Source organism: Streptomyces sp. BBFR51 (assembly GCF_044591655.1).
Taxonomy (GTDB): domain Bacteria; phylum Actinomycetota; class Actinomycetes; order Streptomycetales; family Streptomycetaceae; genus Streptomyces.
The window spans coordinates 2,200,486-2,215,855 of sequence record NZ_CP172448.1 but is presented as its reverse complement, the minus strand read 5'-3'; the positions used below and the strand labels follow the sequence as shown (position 1 = coordinate 2,215,855).

At 72.0% G+C, this 15,370-nt stretch carries 17 protein-coding genes and 1 pseudogene; 9 read left to right on the top strand and 9 right to left on the bottom strand.

Annotated features, from left to right (window positions below; translation table 11 throughout):
• Positions 1-3: 3 nt before the first annotated feature.
• The 3 genes and pseudogenes from ACGH7X_RS10070 (at position 4) to ACGH7X_RS10060 (ending at position 2,529) form a co-directional block, all read left to right on the top strand.
• Positions 4-1,368, top strand: a pseudogene (locus ACGH7X_RS10070) (amidohydrolase).
• A gap of 130 nt (positions 1,369-1,498) precedes the next feature.
• Positions 1,499-2,188 (top strand): DUF899 domain-containing protein, encoded by a 690-nt coding sequence (locus ACGH7X_RS10065; protein WP_399883828.1) that lies wholly within the window; start codon positions 1,499-1,501, stop codon positions 2,186-2,188.
• A gap of 155 nt (positions 2,189-2,343) precedes the next feature.
• Positions 2,344-2,529: a hypothetical protein gene (locus ACGH7X_RS10060; RefSeq protein WP_399883826.1), complete on the top strand. Its 186-nt coding sequence runs from the start codon at positions 2,344-2,346 to the stop codon at positions 2,527-2,529.
• A 62-nt stretch (positions 2,530-2,591) separates the two neighbouring features.
• On the opposite strand, the gene ACGH7X_RS10055 is transcribed toward ACGH7X_RS10060, so the two are convergent.
• Both ACGH7X_RS10055 and ACGH7X_RS10050 read right to left on the bottom strand, forming a co-directional pair.
• A complete protein-coding gene (locus tag ACGH7X_RS10055; RefSeq protein ID WP_399883824.1) occupies positions 2,592-3,026 on the bottom strand; it encodes a hypothetical protein in 435 nt (144 codons plus the stop codon).
• Positions 3,023-3,655 carry an ATP-binding protein gene (locus ACGH7X_RS10050; RefSeq protein WP_399883822.1) on the bottom strand — a complete coding sequence of 211 codons (633 nt, stop codon included), beginning with the start codon at positions 3,653-3,655 and terminating at the stop codon, positions 3,023-3,025. The genes ACGH7X_RS10055 and ACGH7X_RS10050 overlap by 4 nt, the downstream gene beginning before the upstream one ends.
• A gap of 283 nt (positions 3,656-3,938) precedes the next feature.
• Here ACGH7X_RS10050 and ACGH7X_RS10045 point away from each other — a divergent pair, with 283 nt between their 5' ends.
• The 3 genes from ACGH7X_RS10045 (at position 3,939) to ACGH7X_RS10035 (ending at position 5,992) form a co-directional block, all read left to right on the top strand.
• Positions 3,939-4,799, top strand: a complete 861-nt coding sequence (locus ACGH7X_RS10045) for a helix-turn-helix transcriptional regulator (RefSeq protein WP_399883820.1) — start codon at positions 3,939-3,941, stop codon at positions 4,797-4,799.
• Entirely contained in the window at positions 4,800-5,075 is a 276-nt protein-coding gene (locus ACGH7X_RS10040) for a DUF397 domain-containing protein (RefSeq protein WP_399883818.1), read from the top strand.
• Positions 5,076-5,188: 113 nt separating this feature from the next.
• Positions 5,189-5,992, top strand: coding sequence for an SAM-dependent methyltransferase (locus tag ACGH7X_RS10035; protein ID WP_399883817.1), 804 nt, complete (start codon positions 5,189-5,191; stop codon positions 5,990-5,992).
• A 27-nt stretch (positions 5,993-6,019) separates the two neighbouring features.
• Here the strand turns inward: ACGH7X_RS10035 and ACGH7X_RS10030 are convergent, their stop codons facing one another.
• The gene (locus ACGH7X_RS10030) at positions 6,020-7,510 is read right to left on the bottom strand and encodes a glutamate synthase subunit beta (protein ID WP_399883815.1); all 1,491 of its coding nucleotides are present in this window, start codon (positions 7,508-7,510) and stop codon (positions 6,020-6,022) included.
• 150 nt (positions 7,511-7,660) lie between these two features.
• Positions 7,661-8,140 (bottom strand): DUF1772 domain-containing protein, encoded by a 480-nt coding sequence (locus ACGH7X_RS10025; RefSeq protein WP_399883813.1) that lies wholly within the window; start codon positions 8,138-8,140, stop codon positions 7,661-7,663.
• Positions 8,141-8,303: 163 nt separating this feature from the next.
• Here ACGH7X_RS10025 and ACGH7X_RS10020 point away from each other — a divergent pair, with 163 nt between their 5' ends.
• Entirely contained in the window at positions 8,304-8,936 is a 633-nt protein-coding gene (locus ACGH7X_RS10020; RefSeq protein ID WP_399883811.1) for a uridine kinase, read from the top strand.
• Between the two features lie 31 nt (positions 8,937-8,967).
• On the opposite strand, the gene ACGH7X_RS10015 is transcribed toward ACGH7X_RS10020, so the two are convergent.
• Complete coding sequence (locus ACGH7X_RS10015; RefSeq protein WP_399883809.1) at positions 8,968-10,095, bottom strand: magnesium and cobalt transport protein CorA; 1,128 nt, start codon at positions 10,093-10,095, stop codon at positions 8,968-8,970.
• A 235-nt stretch (positions 10,096-10,330) separates the two neighbouring features.
• On the opposite strand from ACGH7X_RS10015, the gene ACGH7X_RS10010 reads away from it, so the two are divergent.
• Entirely contained in the window at positions 10,331-11,125 is a 795-nt protein-coding gene (locus tag ACGH7X_RS10010; RefSeq protein WP_399883807.1) for a methyltransferase domain-containing protein, read from the top strand.
• A gap of 109 nt (positions 11,126-11,234) precedes the next feature.
• Here ACGH7X_RS10010 and ACGH7X_RS10005 read toward each other — a convergent pair whose 3' ends face one another.
• Entirely contained in the window at positions 11,235-12,155 is a 921-nt protein-coding gene (locus ACGH7X_RS10005; RefSeq protein WP_399883805.1) for a carbohydrate kinase family protein, read from the bottom strand.
• A complete protein-coding gene (locus tag ACGH7X_RS10000) occupies positions 12,152-13,057 on the bottom strand; it encodes a pseudouridine-5'-phosphate glycosidase (RefSeq protein WP_399883803.1) in 906 nt (301 codons plus the stop codon). The genes ACGH7X_RS10005 and ACGH7X_RS10000 overlap by 4 nt, the downstream gene beginning before the upstream one ends.
• Before the next feature lie 141 nt (positions 13,058-13,198).
• On the opposite strand from ACGH7X_RS10000, the gene ACGH7X_RS09995 reads away from it, so the two are divergent.
• Positions 13,199-13,627: a VOC family protein gene (locus ACGH7X_RS09995; protein WP_399883801.1), complete on the top strand. Its 429-nt coding sequence runs from the start codon at positions 13,199-13,201 to the stop codon at positions 13,625-13,627.
• A gap of 60 nt (positions 13,628-13,687) precedes the next feature.
• Here ACGH7X_RS09995 and ACGH7X_RS09990 read toward each other — a convergent pair whose 3' ends face one another.
• Positions 13,688-14,242, bottom strand: coding sequence for a methylated-DNA--[protein]-cysteine S-methyltransferase (locus ACGH7X_RS09990; RefSeq protein ID WP_399883799.1), 555 nt, complete (start codon positions 14,240-14,242; stop codon positions 13,688-13,690).
• A gap of 37 nt (positions 14,243-14,279) precedes the next feature.
• Positions 14,280-15,149: a glycerophosphodiester phosphodiesterase gene (locus tag ACGH7X_RS09985; protein ID WP_399883797.1), complete on the bottom strand. Its 870-nt coding sequence runs from the start codon at positions 15,147-15,149 to the stop codon at positions 14,280-14,282.
• Positions 15,150-15,370: the final 221 nt, after the last annotated feature.

Here is a 15,370-nt window from a genome sequence, read left to right as displayed (position 1 = left end):
GTGATGACGCCTTCTTCGCACGGGAAGCCCGCGGATCTCGTCATCACCGGCTGCACCGTCCTCGTGCACGACGACCGGGAGGAGATCGGATTCCGGGAGGACGCCGCCGTCGTCGTACGGGACGGAGTCGTCGAGTCCGTGACGACCGCCGCGGCCGTGGACGGCCTGGCCGCCGCCGACCGCATCGACGCCCGGGGCCAGGTCACCCTCCCCGGCCTGATCAACTGCCACACGCACACGCCCATGGTCGCCCTGCGCGGTCTCGCCGAGGACCTGCCCACCGAGGAGTGGTTCAACGACGTCGTCTGGCCCGTCGAGTCCAACCTCACGGTACGGGACGTGATCCTGGGCGCCCGACTGGCCTGCGCCGAGATGATCCGCGCCGGGGTCACGACCTTCGCGGACAGCTACTTCCACATGGACGCCGTGGCAGCGGTCGTCACCCAGTGCGGGATGCGGGCGCAGCTGGGACAGGCGTACTTCTCCTCGCAGGGGCCCGAAGCTCTGGAGGCGTCACTGGAGTTCGCCCTGCGGCGCCGTGATGCCGCCGGTGGCCGGATCACCACCGCCCTCGCCCCGCACGCCCCCTACACGGTGACCGACGGCGACCTCGCCGCCACCGCGGAACTCGCCCGCGCCCACGGCCTGCCCGTGCACCTGCACGCCGCCGAGAACCGCGACCAGACCGACACCAGCCTCGCCCGGTACGGGGTCACGCCCATCGAGGTCCTGGAACGCACCGGCATCCTCGACACCGACGTGCTCATCGCCCACGGCACCGGCATCACCGAGGGCGACCTGCCGCTCCTCGCGCGCGCGAGCGGCCGTACGGCGGTGGCGACCGCGCCCCGCGGCTATCTCAAGTTCGCCTAGCCCAGCACCACACCCGTGCGCGCCCTGCGCGACATCGGCGTCCCCGTAGGGCTCGCCACCGACGGCGCCGCCTCCAACAACTCCCTCGACGTGTGGGAGTCGATGGCGCTCACGTCCCTGATCCAGAAGTCCACCGAGAACGACCCCCGTTGGCTGACCTCCCGTCAGGCCCTGCACCACGCCACCGTGCAGAGCGCCCACGCGGTCGGGCTCGGGGACGCCGTCGGCCGTATCGCGCCGGGGCGGCGGGCCGACCTGATCCTCGTCGACCTCACCGGACCGCACACCCAGCCCGTGCACGACCTCGCCGCCACCCTGGTCCACAGTGCGCGCTCCGCCGACGTGCGGACGACGATCGTCGACGGGCGCGTGCTCATGCGGGACCGCGAACTGCTCACCGTGGACGTGCCCGAGGTGGTGCGGGAGCTGGGGGAGCGGCTGCCCGCCCTGACCGACCGCGGGCACGGCCGGCGCGTCCAGGAGTACGACACCTGAAGGACCGGCTCAACGGCGCTCTGAAAAGAATCTTGCCGGGCAGCGATGAGTTCCGCTCCGCCCTTCGGTCACCACCCCGACGGACCGTCGGGTCCTCGGACCGAAGCACGCCGCACAGGAGGCTGGAGCCATGTCGCTGCCCGAGATCGTCACCCGCGCGGACTGGCGCGCGGCGCGCGAGGCCTTACTGGCCAAGGAGAAGGCGGCCACCCGCGCGCGTGACGCCCTCAACGCCGACAGACGCGGGCTGCCCATGGTGGAGATCGACAAGGAGTACGTGTTCGAGGGCGGCGACGGCAAGACCACCCTGCTCGACCTCTTCGAGGGCCGCGACCAACTGGTCGTGCACCACTTCATGTTCGCGCCCGAGTGGGACGCGGGCTGCCCCAACTGCTCGGCCTTCCTGGACCAGATCGGCCACCTCGCGCACCTGAGGGCACGCGGCACGTCGTTCGCGGCCGTCTCCCGGGCGCCGTATCCGAGGATCCTGCCGTTCAAGGCGCGGATGGGCTGGACAGTGCCCTGGTACTCGTCGTACGTCAGCGACTTCAACAGCGACTTCGAGGTGACCCTCGAGCACGAGGGCGAGCTGGTCGAAAGGCCGGGGATCAGCTGCTTCCTGCGGGACCGCGACCGGGTCTTCCACACCTACTCGACGTACGAGCGCGGCCTCGACGGGCTCGGCTCGACCACCAGCCTGCTCGACCTGACCGCGCTGGGCCGGCAGGAGCCGTGGGAGAAACCCGAGGGACGCGCGTCGGCTCTCGGTGCGCCCGCGGGACGTGGGAGGGTCCGCCACCACGACGAGTACGAGGACTGAGACGCTCCGTAGCGAAAACGGCCGAACGGCCGAGGCGCCGCTCACACTTTGCGGTGAACAGGTGTCAACTATGTCTCAGTACCATCACCGCGCGAGGCGTTCGCTCCATGGTTGGCGTTTAACTCTACGAGTACAGCGCTACATGGAGGTGCGAGGTGAACGGGCGAACGGTGCTCGAACGCTTTCCCGCCGGCGGGCCGCGGGGGTCCTGGCCGGCGGAGGAGTTCGCACAGGCGCGGCGTCTTGAGGGTCTGCCCGCCGAGGTCGTCATGGACCTCGCCACGGACATGTTCCTGGTCGTCGTGCGCGGTGGCGACACCGCCGGCGGCGCGGCGGCCTGACGGCCCGGTACGCGGTCGCGGTCCGGTGCTGCGGTCGGCCCGCCTCGTAGCGCAGGGTGGGCTTACGCGCTCACCGGGCGCGACCAGGTGGGCGTCGTGTTCGTCAGCCGGCACAGGGCCAGGTAGAGCGGAATCGGCGGGGTGTAGGGGACCGTGCCGTCCGAGCGGTGGATGAGGCCGGGCAGGCCCGGGCCGTCGGGTACGACCGCACCGGTGGCGTAACGCGCGGGCGCGGGCCACTCCAGGGCGTAGTCGGAGTCGGACGGAACGATCCACCACCAGTGCGTCTCATCGGCGTAGACGCACCCCACCCGCGGCAGCCGCGGCAGTACCAGGGGACCGAGCCGGGCGGGCACCGCCACCGCGTCGCAGCCCAGCGGCGCCGTCATGCCGTCCGGCACGGGCAGCCTCAGGGGTGTCCCGGGAGCGCTTCGGCCGCGCTGGAGGCGGACCATCGTGTCCAGACCCAGCGGCCGGATCCCGGACGCAGCCCTCATAGCCATTCGGTCCCCGTTCCGCGGAATGCCTCGCGACGACTCGCCTCCGCCTCGCCCTCGTCCCCCGCGGGGCCGGGCTTCGGGCGGGCGCCCCAGCCCAGGTCGTTGTGGGGCTCCGACGGGTCGCGCGGTCCGTCGGCCTTGCGCGGCAGCTCGGCCCAGACCAGCAGTCCGGGACCGTGCTCGTGGGCCCCCCAGGCATCGCACAGGGCGTCGACGAGGAGCAGTCCCCTGCCGTGCTCGTCCTCGGGCTGCTGATCGGCCGAGGGGTGGGGCTGGCCGGGAGCGCAGCCCTCGTCGCGCACGGCTATGCGGACCAGGTCGTCGACGTCGTGCAGCTCGCACACTATGTGTCTGCTCGCGGTGTGCACGATCGCGTTGGTCACCAGCTCGGAGACCACCAGGGCCGCGGTGTCACAGGTGTCCTCGCACACCGACCAGCCGCTCAGCCGGGCCCGTGTCAGGCGTCTGGCCTGTGAGGGAGAGCCCGGATGAGCGGCCAGCTCGAAACGGAACCGGCGCTCGACGGCGGCGGCCCCCGAGGAGCCGGCTCCCATGGCGGCACCGAGGCCCAGGGAGCCCGCGGTGGCGTCTGTTCCTAAGGGCGCGGACGGAATCACGCTTGCCACTATCGCCCCGCCGTGAACACTTGGCAAGTGTCACTCTGAAAAATGCAGAGTGCTGTGTGACGTTCTGGACGGCCGTGGCACACTGCTCGCAACAGCACGTCGAGCGGCGCCACTTCAGGCCGTCGAAGGCCCTTTCCGGGTTTTCGAACAGGTCTTCGAATGGCGCCGCCGGGCTGTCCGCACCGGGGCACCGCGGGGCTGTCCGCACCAGGACACACCGGGCTTGTCCGCACGAGGGCACAGGGACGCAAGGACTCTTTCGGGACTCTTCAGGAGGTGGGCGGTGAGCGAGCCGCGGTCCGCGCCGACGGTCGGCCAGGTCGTACTCGGCCGGCGCCTGCTGGAACTGCGGGAACGTGCCGGTCTCAAGCGCGAGGAAGCCGCCCGCATCCTGCGTGTCGCCCCCGCCACGGTCCGCCGGATGGAGATGGCCGAGGTCGCCCTCAAGATCCCGTACCTCCAGCTGCTGCTGAAGGCCTACGGCGTCGGCGACGAGGAGGCCGACGCGTTCGTCCGGCTGGCCGAGGACGCCAACAAACCGGGGTGGTGGCAGCGCTTCCACGACATCCTCCCGGGCTGGTTCTCGCTGTACGTCAGCCTGGAGGGCGCGGCCGCCCTGATCCGCGCTTACGAGCCCCACTTCGTCCCCGGGGTGCTGCAGACCGAGGACTACGCGCGCGGGGTGCTGCGCTCCGGCGCCATCGGACAGACCCGGCCCGACGACATCGAGCGCCATGTCGACCTGCGCATGCAACGCCAGGAACTGCTCACCCGTGAGGACGCACCCCGGCTGTGGGTCGTGATGGACGAAACCGCGCTGCGCCGCCCCGTCGGGGGCCCGGAGGTGATGCGGGCCCAGATCGACCGGCTGCTCGAGGCCACGAAGCTGCCCAACGTGACGCTGCAGGTCGCGCCGTTCTCCAGCGGGCCGCACCCCGGCACGTACGGGCCCTTCGTGCTGTTCCGATTCGCCATGCCGGAACTGCCCGACATGGTCTACAGCGAGTACCTGACCGGCGCCGTCTACCTCGACGCGCGCTCCGAGGTGGCGACCCACCTCGAGGTCATGGACCGCATGGCGGCGCAGGCCGCCACGGCACATCGCACGAAGGAGATCCTCCGGGATCTCCGCAAGGAGCTGTGAATGAATCGCATCAAGCCCCAGCGCTCGCCACGCAACCGCGCCGAGCGGATCTACAACGGCATGCCCGCCCGTGAGCTGGGCAGCGAGGGCTGGCACAAGCCGTGGAGCGGCGGCAACGGAGGCAACTGCCTGGAGGCGATGAAGCTCTCCGACGGCCGGATCGCGGTACGGCAGTCCACCGACCCGGACGGGCCGGCGCTGATCTACACCTCGGCCGAGATGACGGCCTTCATCGAGGGAGCGAAGGCGGGAGAGGCGGACTTCCTGCTGTCCTGAAACGCGCGCCCTGTTGATTGTTGTTCTTGTTCTTGTTCTTAAGCTGTTTGGCACAGATTTGACACAGAGTTGATCACCCATCGCGACGAGGACTCAACACCTGGGAGTGCGCCATGACCGGGCAGAACCGCTCCGAGATCGACACGAGCAAGCCGCACCCCGCGCGGATGTACGACTGGTATCTCGGCGGAAAGGACAACTACCCGGTCGACGAGGCGATGGGCCGGCAGATGCTCACCCTCGACCCGAGGGTGCCCGTGATGGCGCGGGTCAACCGCGCCTTCATGCAACGGGCCACCCGATGGCTGGCGGGCCAGGGCACACGGCAGTTCCTGGACGTCGGCACCGGTATCCCGACCGAGCCCAACCTGCACCAGGTCGCCCAGGAGATCGCGCCCGACGCCCGCGTCGTCTACTGCGACAACGACCCCATCGTGCTGGCCCACGCGGCGGCCCTGCTGCGTGGCACGCCCGAGGGGGCGACCGAGTACCTCCAGGCCGACGTCCGGGATCCGGACGCCATCCTGGAGGGCGCCAGGAAGATCCTGGACTTCGAGCGGCCCGTCGCGCTGTCCCTGGTGGCGCTGCTGCACTTCGTCTCCGACCAGGACGGCGCGCACGAGCTGGTCCGCCGGCTGCTGGCCGAGCTGCCCTCGGGCAGTCACCTGGTGATGACCCACGCGACGGCCGACTTCACGCCGGAGGAGTCACGGGCGGCAACCGAGAAGCTCCGGGCCGCCGGGGTCACCCTGGCCCTGCGCTCACGCGAGGAGTTCACCCGCTTCTTCGACGGCCTCGACCTTGTCGAGCCCGGCGTCGAGGTGCCGCACCTGTGGCACCCCGAACTGGGCGAACCGGTCGCCGGACAGGAGGACGGGGTCATCCCGGGGTACGGCGCCGTCGCCCGCAAACCGTGACCGGGCGGGGCCGCCGGTGACGGGCGCTCAGGCCGTCATCGGACGGTCGTACGGGCCGACCGGGGCCGGCAGCCGGGTGCTGCCGCCGGACAGGTGGCGGTCGACGGCCGCCGCCACCGCCCGCCCCTCCGCGATCGCCCATACGACCAGCGACTGCCCGCGCGCCGCGTCCCCGGCGGCGAACACCCCGGGGACGTTGGTCGCGAAGTCCCGGTCCCGGGCGATCGTGCCACGGGGCTCCATCTCCAGCCCCAGCCCGTCGACGAGCCCGTCCTCGCGGTCGGGCCCCGAGAAGCCGAGGGCAAGCAGGACCAGGTCGGCGGGGAGCGAGCGCTCCGTGCCGGGCAGCGGACGCCGCCCGGCGTCCACCCCGACCAGGTGCAGCGAACGCACATGCCCCTCGGCGTCACCGGTGAAGCGGAGTGTGGACGCCGCGAACAGCCGCGCGTCCGCGTCCGCCGCGGGCGCCGACCGCAGGTCCCGTGCCTCCTCGTGCGCGGCCGACAACCGGTACAGCCGCGGATACGTCGGCCAGGGCTCGGCCTCCTCGTCACGCTCCGCGCCCGGCTGCGCGTAGATGTCCAGCTGCGTCACGGACGCGGCCCGCTCCCGCACCGCCGTACCGAGACAGTCCGCGCCCGTGTCGCCACCGCCGACGATGACGACGTGCTTCCCGGCGGCGGACAGCGGGGAGGACTCCAGGTCGCCCTCGCACACCCGGTTGGCCAGCGGCAGGTACTCCATCGCCTGATGGATCCCCGCCAGCTCCCGGCCGGGCATGGGCAGCTCCCGCCACGCCGTCGCCCCGGTGGCGATCACCACCGCGTCGTACCGGGCCCGCAGCTCGGCGGCGCCCACGTCCCGTCCGACCCCCGTCGACGTACGAAACCTCGTCCCCTCGGCCCGCATCTGGTCCGTGCGCCGCTCCAGGTGCCGCTTCTCCATCTTGAACTCGGGGATGCCGTACCGCAGCAGCCCACCGATCCGGTCGTCCCGCTCGTACACGGCGACCGTGTGCCCGGCCCGGGTCAGCTGCTGCGCCGCCGCGAGACCCGTGGGTCCCGATCCGATCACCGCCACCGTCCTCCCGGACAGCCGGTCCGGGGGTCGTGGCGGGGTGAAGCCCTCCTCCCAGGCCCGGTCGGCGATCGCACACTCGACGTTCTTGATGGTGACGGCGGGCTGGTTGATGGCGAGCACACAGCCGGCCTCGCACGGCGCGGGGCACAGCCGGCCGGTGAACTCCGGGAAGTTGTTCGTGGCGTGCAGCCGCTCGCTCGCCGCCCGCCAGTCCGACCGGGAGACCAGGTCGTTCCACTCCGGGATCAGGTTGCCCAGCGGACACGCCTCATGACAGAAGGGGACGCCGCAGTCCATGCAGCGGTCGGCCTGCCCGCCGACGATCGGCAGCAACGCGCCCGGTACGTACACCTCGTTCCAGTCCCGGACCCGCTCCCCGGCAGGCCTGCGGGGCCACTCCTCGCGGGGCGTCGTCAGGAAACCCTTGGGATCGGCCATGGCCGTCTTCCTTGCGTGCGGGCTGGCTGGCCGTGCGTCGTCGGGCGGCGCTCTCGCGCTCCACGATACGACCGGCCCGCCCCGCGCGCAGAGCGCCGGACGACTCCCCGACCAGGGCGCCCCGGGCTGTGGCGGCGCCAGGCCCCTCCCTCAGGCGAGGGCCAGCACGTACGCCACCGCCGCGGCGGCCGAGGCGCCGGTGCGGACGTGATTCCAGGCCGTCCACTCGCGCACGTACGACGGCCAGCGGGCGGCCGCCTGCGCGGAGCCCGGCTCCAGCCGGAGCAGCGCGGCGTTGCGGGGCACATTGGCGGCCATGGTCACCCCGAACGACCCGACCAGGTACAGCGCGCTGCCCAGCAGCAGCTCCACCGCGGCCTCCTCGGGCCACAGCACGAACGTCACCACGGCGATCACCGCCGCCAGCACCGCCGTCCCGAGGAACACGAACATGAAGGCCGGCCGTACCGCCGCCGTGTTGATCGCGTTCATCGCCGCGACCCCCTGCGCCGGCGGCAGAGCGGCGAGCCCCCGCATGACGAAGGTCGAGAAGGCGCAGAAGACACCGGCCGCCAGACCGGTCCCGAGCACGCCCAGCACCGTCAGCACGAAGTACGGTCCGTCGATCATGTCGTGTCCACTCCCACCCGTCGAGTAGCTGCCCGCCCGGCACCGCCGGCCGTCGATCACCCCAAGTCAACCGCCGCACCGGCACGGTGACCATGGCCGAGCGCCGCGAGCCCATGCGTGAACGTCCACGCGCACGGAGCGGCGACTGACGCATCATGGGCGGGTGCGACTGGAAGCGATCACCTGGGACCGGCTCGGCGAGCGGCTCGCCGAGCGCCTGCTCGACCTCGAGCCCGCCGACGGCAGCGCCTGGACGCGCGTCGCCGTCGACGGCGCCCCTGCCGCCCGCCCCGGCGACCTCGCGGAACGGGTCTCCGAGGCACTGCGTGTCCGCGGCCGCCCCTCCTTCGTCGTCGCGACGGAGGGCTTCCTGCGCCCCGCCTCGCTCCGTCTGGAGTACGGGCACCAGGACGTCGAGTCCTACTACAACGGCTGGTACGACACCGGCGCCCTGTGGCGCGAGGTCTTCGACCCCCTCGGGCCCGGCGGCAACGGGCGGGTCCTGCCCGACCTGTGGGACCCGGTCACCGACCGCGCCACCCGCAGCCCCTATGCCCAGCTCCCTCCCGGCGGTGCGCTGCTGCTCCACGGTCCCTTCCTGCTGCGCCACTGGTTCCCCCTCGATCTGAGCGTCCATCTCCTCCTCACCCCTGGCGCCCTGCGCCGCCGCACTCCCGGAACCGAGCACTGGACCCTGCCCGCCTACGAGCGCTACGACGAGGAGAGCGACCCCGCCGGCACCGCCGACGTCCTGGTGCGTGCCGACGATCCTCGGCATCCCGCGTGGAACGGCTGACGCCCGCGGTGCACGGCGGGCCCGTCGCCGCTCAGAGCCAGCCGTTGCGCCTGAAGCCCCGGTGCAGAGCCAGGCAGCCGACGGCTATCACGCCGATGACCAGGCCGTAGCCGTACCGCCAGCCCAGTTCCGGCATGTGGTCGAAGTTCATGCCGTACACGCCGCAGACCATCGTGGGCACGGCGACGATCGCGGCCCAGGCCGTGATCATCCGCATGTCCTCGTTCTGCGCGACCGTCACACGGGCGAGATGCGCCTGGAGGATGGAGTTGAGCAGTTCGTCGAAGGCCGCGATCTGCTCGGTGGCCCGCAGCAGATGGTCGGCGACGTCGCGGAAGTAGGCCTGTATCTCCGGCTCGACCACGCGCAACGGCCGCGTGGCCAGCTCCTCCAGCGGCCGGCCGAGCGGCACCACGGCCCGCCGCAACTCCAGGAGTTCACGCTTGAGCTGGTAGATGCGTCCCGGGTCGACCCGTGCGCCGTTCTCCGCGAACACCTCCGTCTCGACATGGTCGATGTCCGCCTGGACCGACTCGATGACGCCGAGGAAGTCGTCCACCACATGGTCCGCGATCGCGTGCAGCACCGCCGAGGGCCCCTTGGCGAGCTGCGCCGGATCGGACTCCAGCCCCTCGCGCAACGGTCCCAGCGAGCCGTGCCGCCCGTGCCGCACGGTGATCACGAAGTCCTGACCGACGAACACCATGATCTCGCCGGTGCTCACCACCTCGCTCGTGGCCGTGAGTTCCTCGTGCTCCACGTAGCAGACCGTCTTGAACACGGCGAAGAGCGTCTCTCCGTACCGCTCCACCTTGGGCCGCTGGTGGGCCTCGATCGCGTCCTCGACCGCCAGCGGATGCAGCTCGAAGAGCTCCGCGACGCCCTCGAACTCCTGGTCCGTCGGCTCGTGCAGCCCGAGCCACACGAAGCCCGCTCCGCGCCTGCGCATCCGCGCCACCACGTCGACCGGATCGCCACCCTCGGGGGTGCGGACACCGTCCCGGTAGGTCACGCAGTTCACCACCGAGGAACCCAGTGGGGAGCGGGCGGGGTGGCTCAGGTCCACCCGCGGCCGCCGCCGGGCCAGCCGTGCCACCTTCCGGAGGCCGCCGACCCTGCCCAGTCCCGTGACCTTCCGCAGATTGCCTGCCATGGTCATCCGAATCTCCTCGCGTGGGTCCCCTCGCGCCGTGCTTCCCGCGCCTTGGCACGCCAGTTTGCCAGGCCGGCGGATACGACGAACGAGCCTGTGGAAACGGAGGATTCCGCTTTGTTCCCGCCTGTGGACGGGCCGTTCGGGCCCGCCCGCGCTCTCGGCCCGGCCGACTCGCAGGGCCGCCCGCGCCGGAGCGTCGCCCCCTTCGGCCGAGCGGGAGAACTGGGATGATCGCGGCATGACGCGAACCGACGGATATCTCCTCGACAACGGGCAGACCGAGGCGGCGGAGCGCTTCGACGCCTTCGCCACGCTCTTCGACCCCACGACGTTCCGGCACCTCGAGACGCTCGGCGTCGGCCCCGGCTGGCGCTGCTGGGAGGTCGGGGCCGGAGGCACCTCCGTGGTGTCGTGGCTGGCCAAGAAGGTGGGGCCGACCGGCAGGGTCCTCGCGACGGACATCGACACCTCGCGGGTCGCTCCGGCCGGCCGGCCGCCGGTCGAGGTGCGGGTGCACGACGTGGGCGCGGAGGAACCGCCGGGGGAGGGCTTCGACCTGGTGCACGCAAGGCTCGTACTCGTCCATGTCCCCGACCGGGAGACGGCGTTGCGGTCGATGATCAAGGCCTTGCGTCCCGGCGGCCGCCTCCTGGTCGAGGACGCCGACCCTGCGCTCCAGCCCTTGCTCTGCCCCGACGAGCACGGACCCGAGCAGCAGCTGGCGAACCGGCTGCGGCACGGCTTCCGCCAGCTGCTGTCCCGTCGCGGCGCCGACCTCTCCTACGGCCGCCGGCTGCCGCGGCTGCTCCGGGAGGCGGGGCTGCGCCGGGTCGAGGCCGACGCCTACTTCCCGGTCACCTCACCCGCGTGCGCCGCCCTGGAGTCCGCGACGGTCCGTCAGATCCGCGACCAGCTGGTCGACGCCGGGGTGGCCACCCACGACGACATCGACCGCCACCTCGCGAACGTCGCGTCCGGACACATGGACCTCGCGACGGCCCCGATGATCTCGGCATGGGGTCGCAAAGGGTAAGGAGGCCCGTGGGAGCGGGTCCCGACTCCTGCCCTGAGCCGCCCGCGCCGCCGGCCGCCTCGGCGGCTCCCGACGCCTCCCCCCCTTTCCACACCCACCGGTCGGCCGGTCACCGGTCGGCCGTTCCTGGCGGTCTCCCGCCCACCCGTTCGACCGCCCGTGCTCCTGCCCGGCACCCCGCGGCCGCCGCCTCCCTCGGCTCCGCGCCCGCGAGCAGCGCGGCGAGGAACGCACCGGTGAAGGCGTCACCGGCGCCCGTACTGTCCCGCGGCGACGCCGTGACGGAGGCTACCCGCGTGCTCACGGCGCCGGTCCGGGCCACCAGGGCCCCTTCCGCGCCCTGCTTGACGATCACCAGCGGTACGTGCCGACTGAGCTTCGCGGCCGCGTCCGCCGTGTCGGGCAGCCCGGTGAGCAGGCACGCCTCGTCACGACTGGGCAGCAGGACGTCCACGCCCTCGACCAGGCCGAGGAAGCGGTCGACGCCCAGTTCGGTGAGGAACCCGGCCGACGCGGGGTCCAGGCTGACCGGCACCCCACGCGCCCGGGCCGCCGCCAGGGCTGCCGACACCAGGGCGCGGCTCGGCTCCGAGAAGAGGAGATAGCCCGAGAGGTGCAGCCACGCCACGCCGTCGAGCAGCGTGTCCGACCAGTCGCCCGGACCGATCCGCAACGACGCCCCGCTGTCCGTCAGGAACGTCCGCTCGGCGGAGTCACCCGTGTCGACCAGGCAGATCACCGTCCCCGTGGGCGCCGTCGCGTCGACGACCAGAAGCGGGCGCACACCGTGCGCCGCCAGCTCCCGCTCGTGCCAGACCGACGTGTCGGCACCGACCCGGCCCAGCAGCCGTACGTCCCCGCACCCTTCGTACGCGGCCCAGCAGGCCACGTTGGCCCCCGCCCCGCCGGGCAGCCGCCGGATCGAGGCGGCGGTGTCCGTGCCGGCGGCCAGCGGTCTTTGGTGCCGGGCGACGACGTCCGTGACGACGTCCCCGACGACCAGCAGCGCACCGTCCGGCCTCGCGGTCATGCCCCGGTCCAGGCCGCGGCGATCCGGGCCGCCAGCCGCACGTTCCCGCGCACGGCTGCCAGGTTGGCGTCCAGCGAGGCGCCGTCGGTGAGCCGCACCAGACGGTCGAGGAGGAACGGCGTGACCGCCTGGCCCGTGATCCCCTCCGCCTCGCACGCGTGCAGCGCGTCGGCCAGCACGCGCGCGTGGAGCGCGGGATCCAGCTGCTCCTCCTCCGGAACGGGGTTGGCGACCACGAGTGCGGACTGCGGCCCGCCCAGCGCGTCCTGCGCCCGCATGACCGCCGCCACCTGCTCCGGATCGTCCAGCGTCCAGTCCACCGGATGCCCCGAGTCGGACAGGTAGAAGCCGGGGAAGCGGTCCGTACCGTATCCGGCGACCGCCACACCCAGCGTCTCCAGGCGTTGCAGGGTCGCCGGCACGTCCAGGATGGACTTCACGCCCGCGCAGACCACCGTGATCCTGGTGCGTGCCAGCAGGCCCAGGTCGGCCGACTCGTCCTGCGTCACCGTCCACTCCCGGTGGACGCCGCCCAGCCCGCCGGTCGCGAACACCCGTACGCTGGCCAGCGCCGCGAGCTGGGCGGTGGCCGACACGGTGGTCGCCCCGCTCACGCCGGTGGCCGCCGCGAGCGGCAGGTCCCGGTGGCCCAGCTTCCGGATGCCGTCCTCATTGGCGACCCGCTCCAGCTGCTCCTTGTCCAGGCCGACACGGGGCCGTCCGTCCAGCACGGCGATCGTCGCCGGTATGGCGCCCTCCCGCCGCACCGCTTCCTCCAGCTCCCGCGCCACCAGCAGGTTGCGGGGACGCGGCAAGCCGTGCGCGATGATCGTGGACTCCAGGGCCACCACGGGGCGGCGTGCGTCGATCGCCGCCCGTACCTCTTCCGACACCACCAGCATCAGCGCCTGCCTCCTGTCCGACGGTTCTCCCTCGGCTGCCCGGTCTCACCTCATCTCTGGCGGGCGGGGGACCGGCCCAAACCCCAACGGAGCCGCAGTGGGCCCTTGCGGCTCTCGGGACGGGGCACGAGCCTGGAGACCATGACGGACAACACGACACGTCTCGACCACGTGGTCCTCTGGGTGCGCGACCCGGTCGCCGCGGCCGCCTTCTACGAGAAGAACCTGAGGCTGGAGCCCTTGCGGGTCACCGAGTACGCGGCGGGAACCGTGAGCTTCCCCTCCGTGCGCCTCAACGACGAGACCATCCTCGACCTCGCGCCGCACTCCATGGCGGAACGCATGCGCGTGGTCCCCGGCGCCGACGCCAGTGCGGGCCATCCCGTCAACCACATCTGCCTGTCCCTGGCACCGCACGACTTCGACGCACTGCGCGTCCGGCTGGAGGAGCAGTCGATTCCGGTCTCGGAACTCTCCTACGACTCCTACGGAGCCCGCGGCATGGCCAGGCGAAGCTTCTACTTCGGCGACCCGGACGGCAACATCATCGAGGCCCGGCACTACGAGTAGACCCCGCCCGGCCGGGGCCGCCTCGCAGAACAAGGGCTCGGGTCAGAACAAGGGACCGGGTCAGAACAGGGGCTCGGGCAGCACGCCCTCCAGCGCGAGCAGCCGCCGCTTGGTGTCCACGCCGCCGCCGAACCCGCCGATGCCGCCGTCGCTCTCGACGACCCGGTGGCACGGCACGACGACCGGCAGCGGATTGGCGCCCATGGCCATGCCCACCGCCTGGGCGGCGCCCGGCCGGCCCACCCGGTCGGCCAGGTCGCCGTAGCCGACGACCGAGCCGTAGGGGACGCCGGACGCCAGCTCACGCAGCACCTGCCGGTTGAAGCCCGAGATCAGCGACCAGTCCAACGGCAGCTCGAAGTCGCGCCTGACGCCCGCGAAGTACGCCTCCACCTGGCGTATCGCCTCGGCCAGCAACGGTGAGCCGGGCGCCTCGACGGGCTCCGTGCCCAGCCGGGCCGCGAGCCCTTCCAGCGCCCGGTCGCGCGCGGCGTCGGTGGCGTGGAACACGACGTTGACCAGGCCGTCGCGGGTGGCGGCCAGCAGCAGCGGACCGATGTCGGTGCCGACGACGGTCCACACGGCCTGCTGCTCGTACTGCCCATGGCTGTCCATGCGCCCACCGTACGGCCGGCCACTGACAACGCCCGGGTCAGCCCACGGCGTCGCGCACCACGTCCGGCTTGTTGGTGATGATGCCGTCGACGTCGTACCCGGCGACCCGGCGCGCGGTGTCCGCGTCGTTCACCGTCCAGGTGAGAACCTCCAGCGGCCTGCCGTGCGGCCCCGTGAACGCGTGGACCGACGACACGTAGCTCATGGAGAGGGAGCCGTACGACGGGTTGATCTGGTCGGTGAACTCCGCGTACGCCGGCAGATCCGACACGGCCGGGGTGCCGAGGAACCCGGTCTTCACGGCGGGCTTGAGGTCGTGGACCGTCCGGATGCTGTCGGCGTCGAAGCTCTGCACGACCAGCCGCCCGGCCACATGCCACCGGTCGAGCCAGCCCTCGTTGGCCAGCACCTTGAGGGTCTGCTGCTCGATGCCCGGGTACAGCCCGGGGCTCTTCAGCTCCAGCAGCAGCTTCTGGTGGTTGTGCTCCACACGGTCCACGTACTGCTTCAGCGTCGGCACGCGCGCGCCCGCGTACTGGGACCCGAACCAGCTCCCCGCGTCCAGCCGCGCGATCTCCGCGGCGGTGAAGTCCTTCACGTTCCAGGGCGAGCGGTCCGGGAAGACCTCCTCCACGTCGGTCGTACGCTTCAGGCTCTCGTCGTGGAGGACGACGAGTTCGCCGTCCCGGGTGCGCTGGACGTCGTTCTCCACCCAGCGGATGCCCAGCTCGGCCGCCAGGTCGACGGCGGCCAGCGTGTTCTCCGGCGCATACCCGGAAGCACCCCGGTGGGCGACGACCGTGGGCCCGTCGCCGCCCGCCTCGTCGGCTCGGGCGTGCGAGAGGGGAGCCGTGAGGGCGACCCCCAGCAGGGCGGTGGTCGTGACGGCAACTGCGCGCACGTGCATGCGTACTCCTCGCGTCGAACGATCACGGACAGCACCACTGTGACATCGGAGAGTCAACGAAAGAGGGGCGCAGAATGGCCACAGGCTGAATGGAGTTGCTCAACTACGCTCACCGGGGCGGCACAACTGGGGCGAGACCGTGATTCTTTGCCGGAGAATCGTTCGACCATTCCGGTGGAAGTCATACTCTCTGCCTCGACCCTGACCGTTCGCGCGGTCCC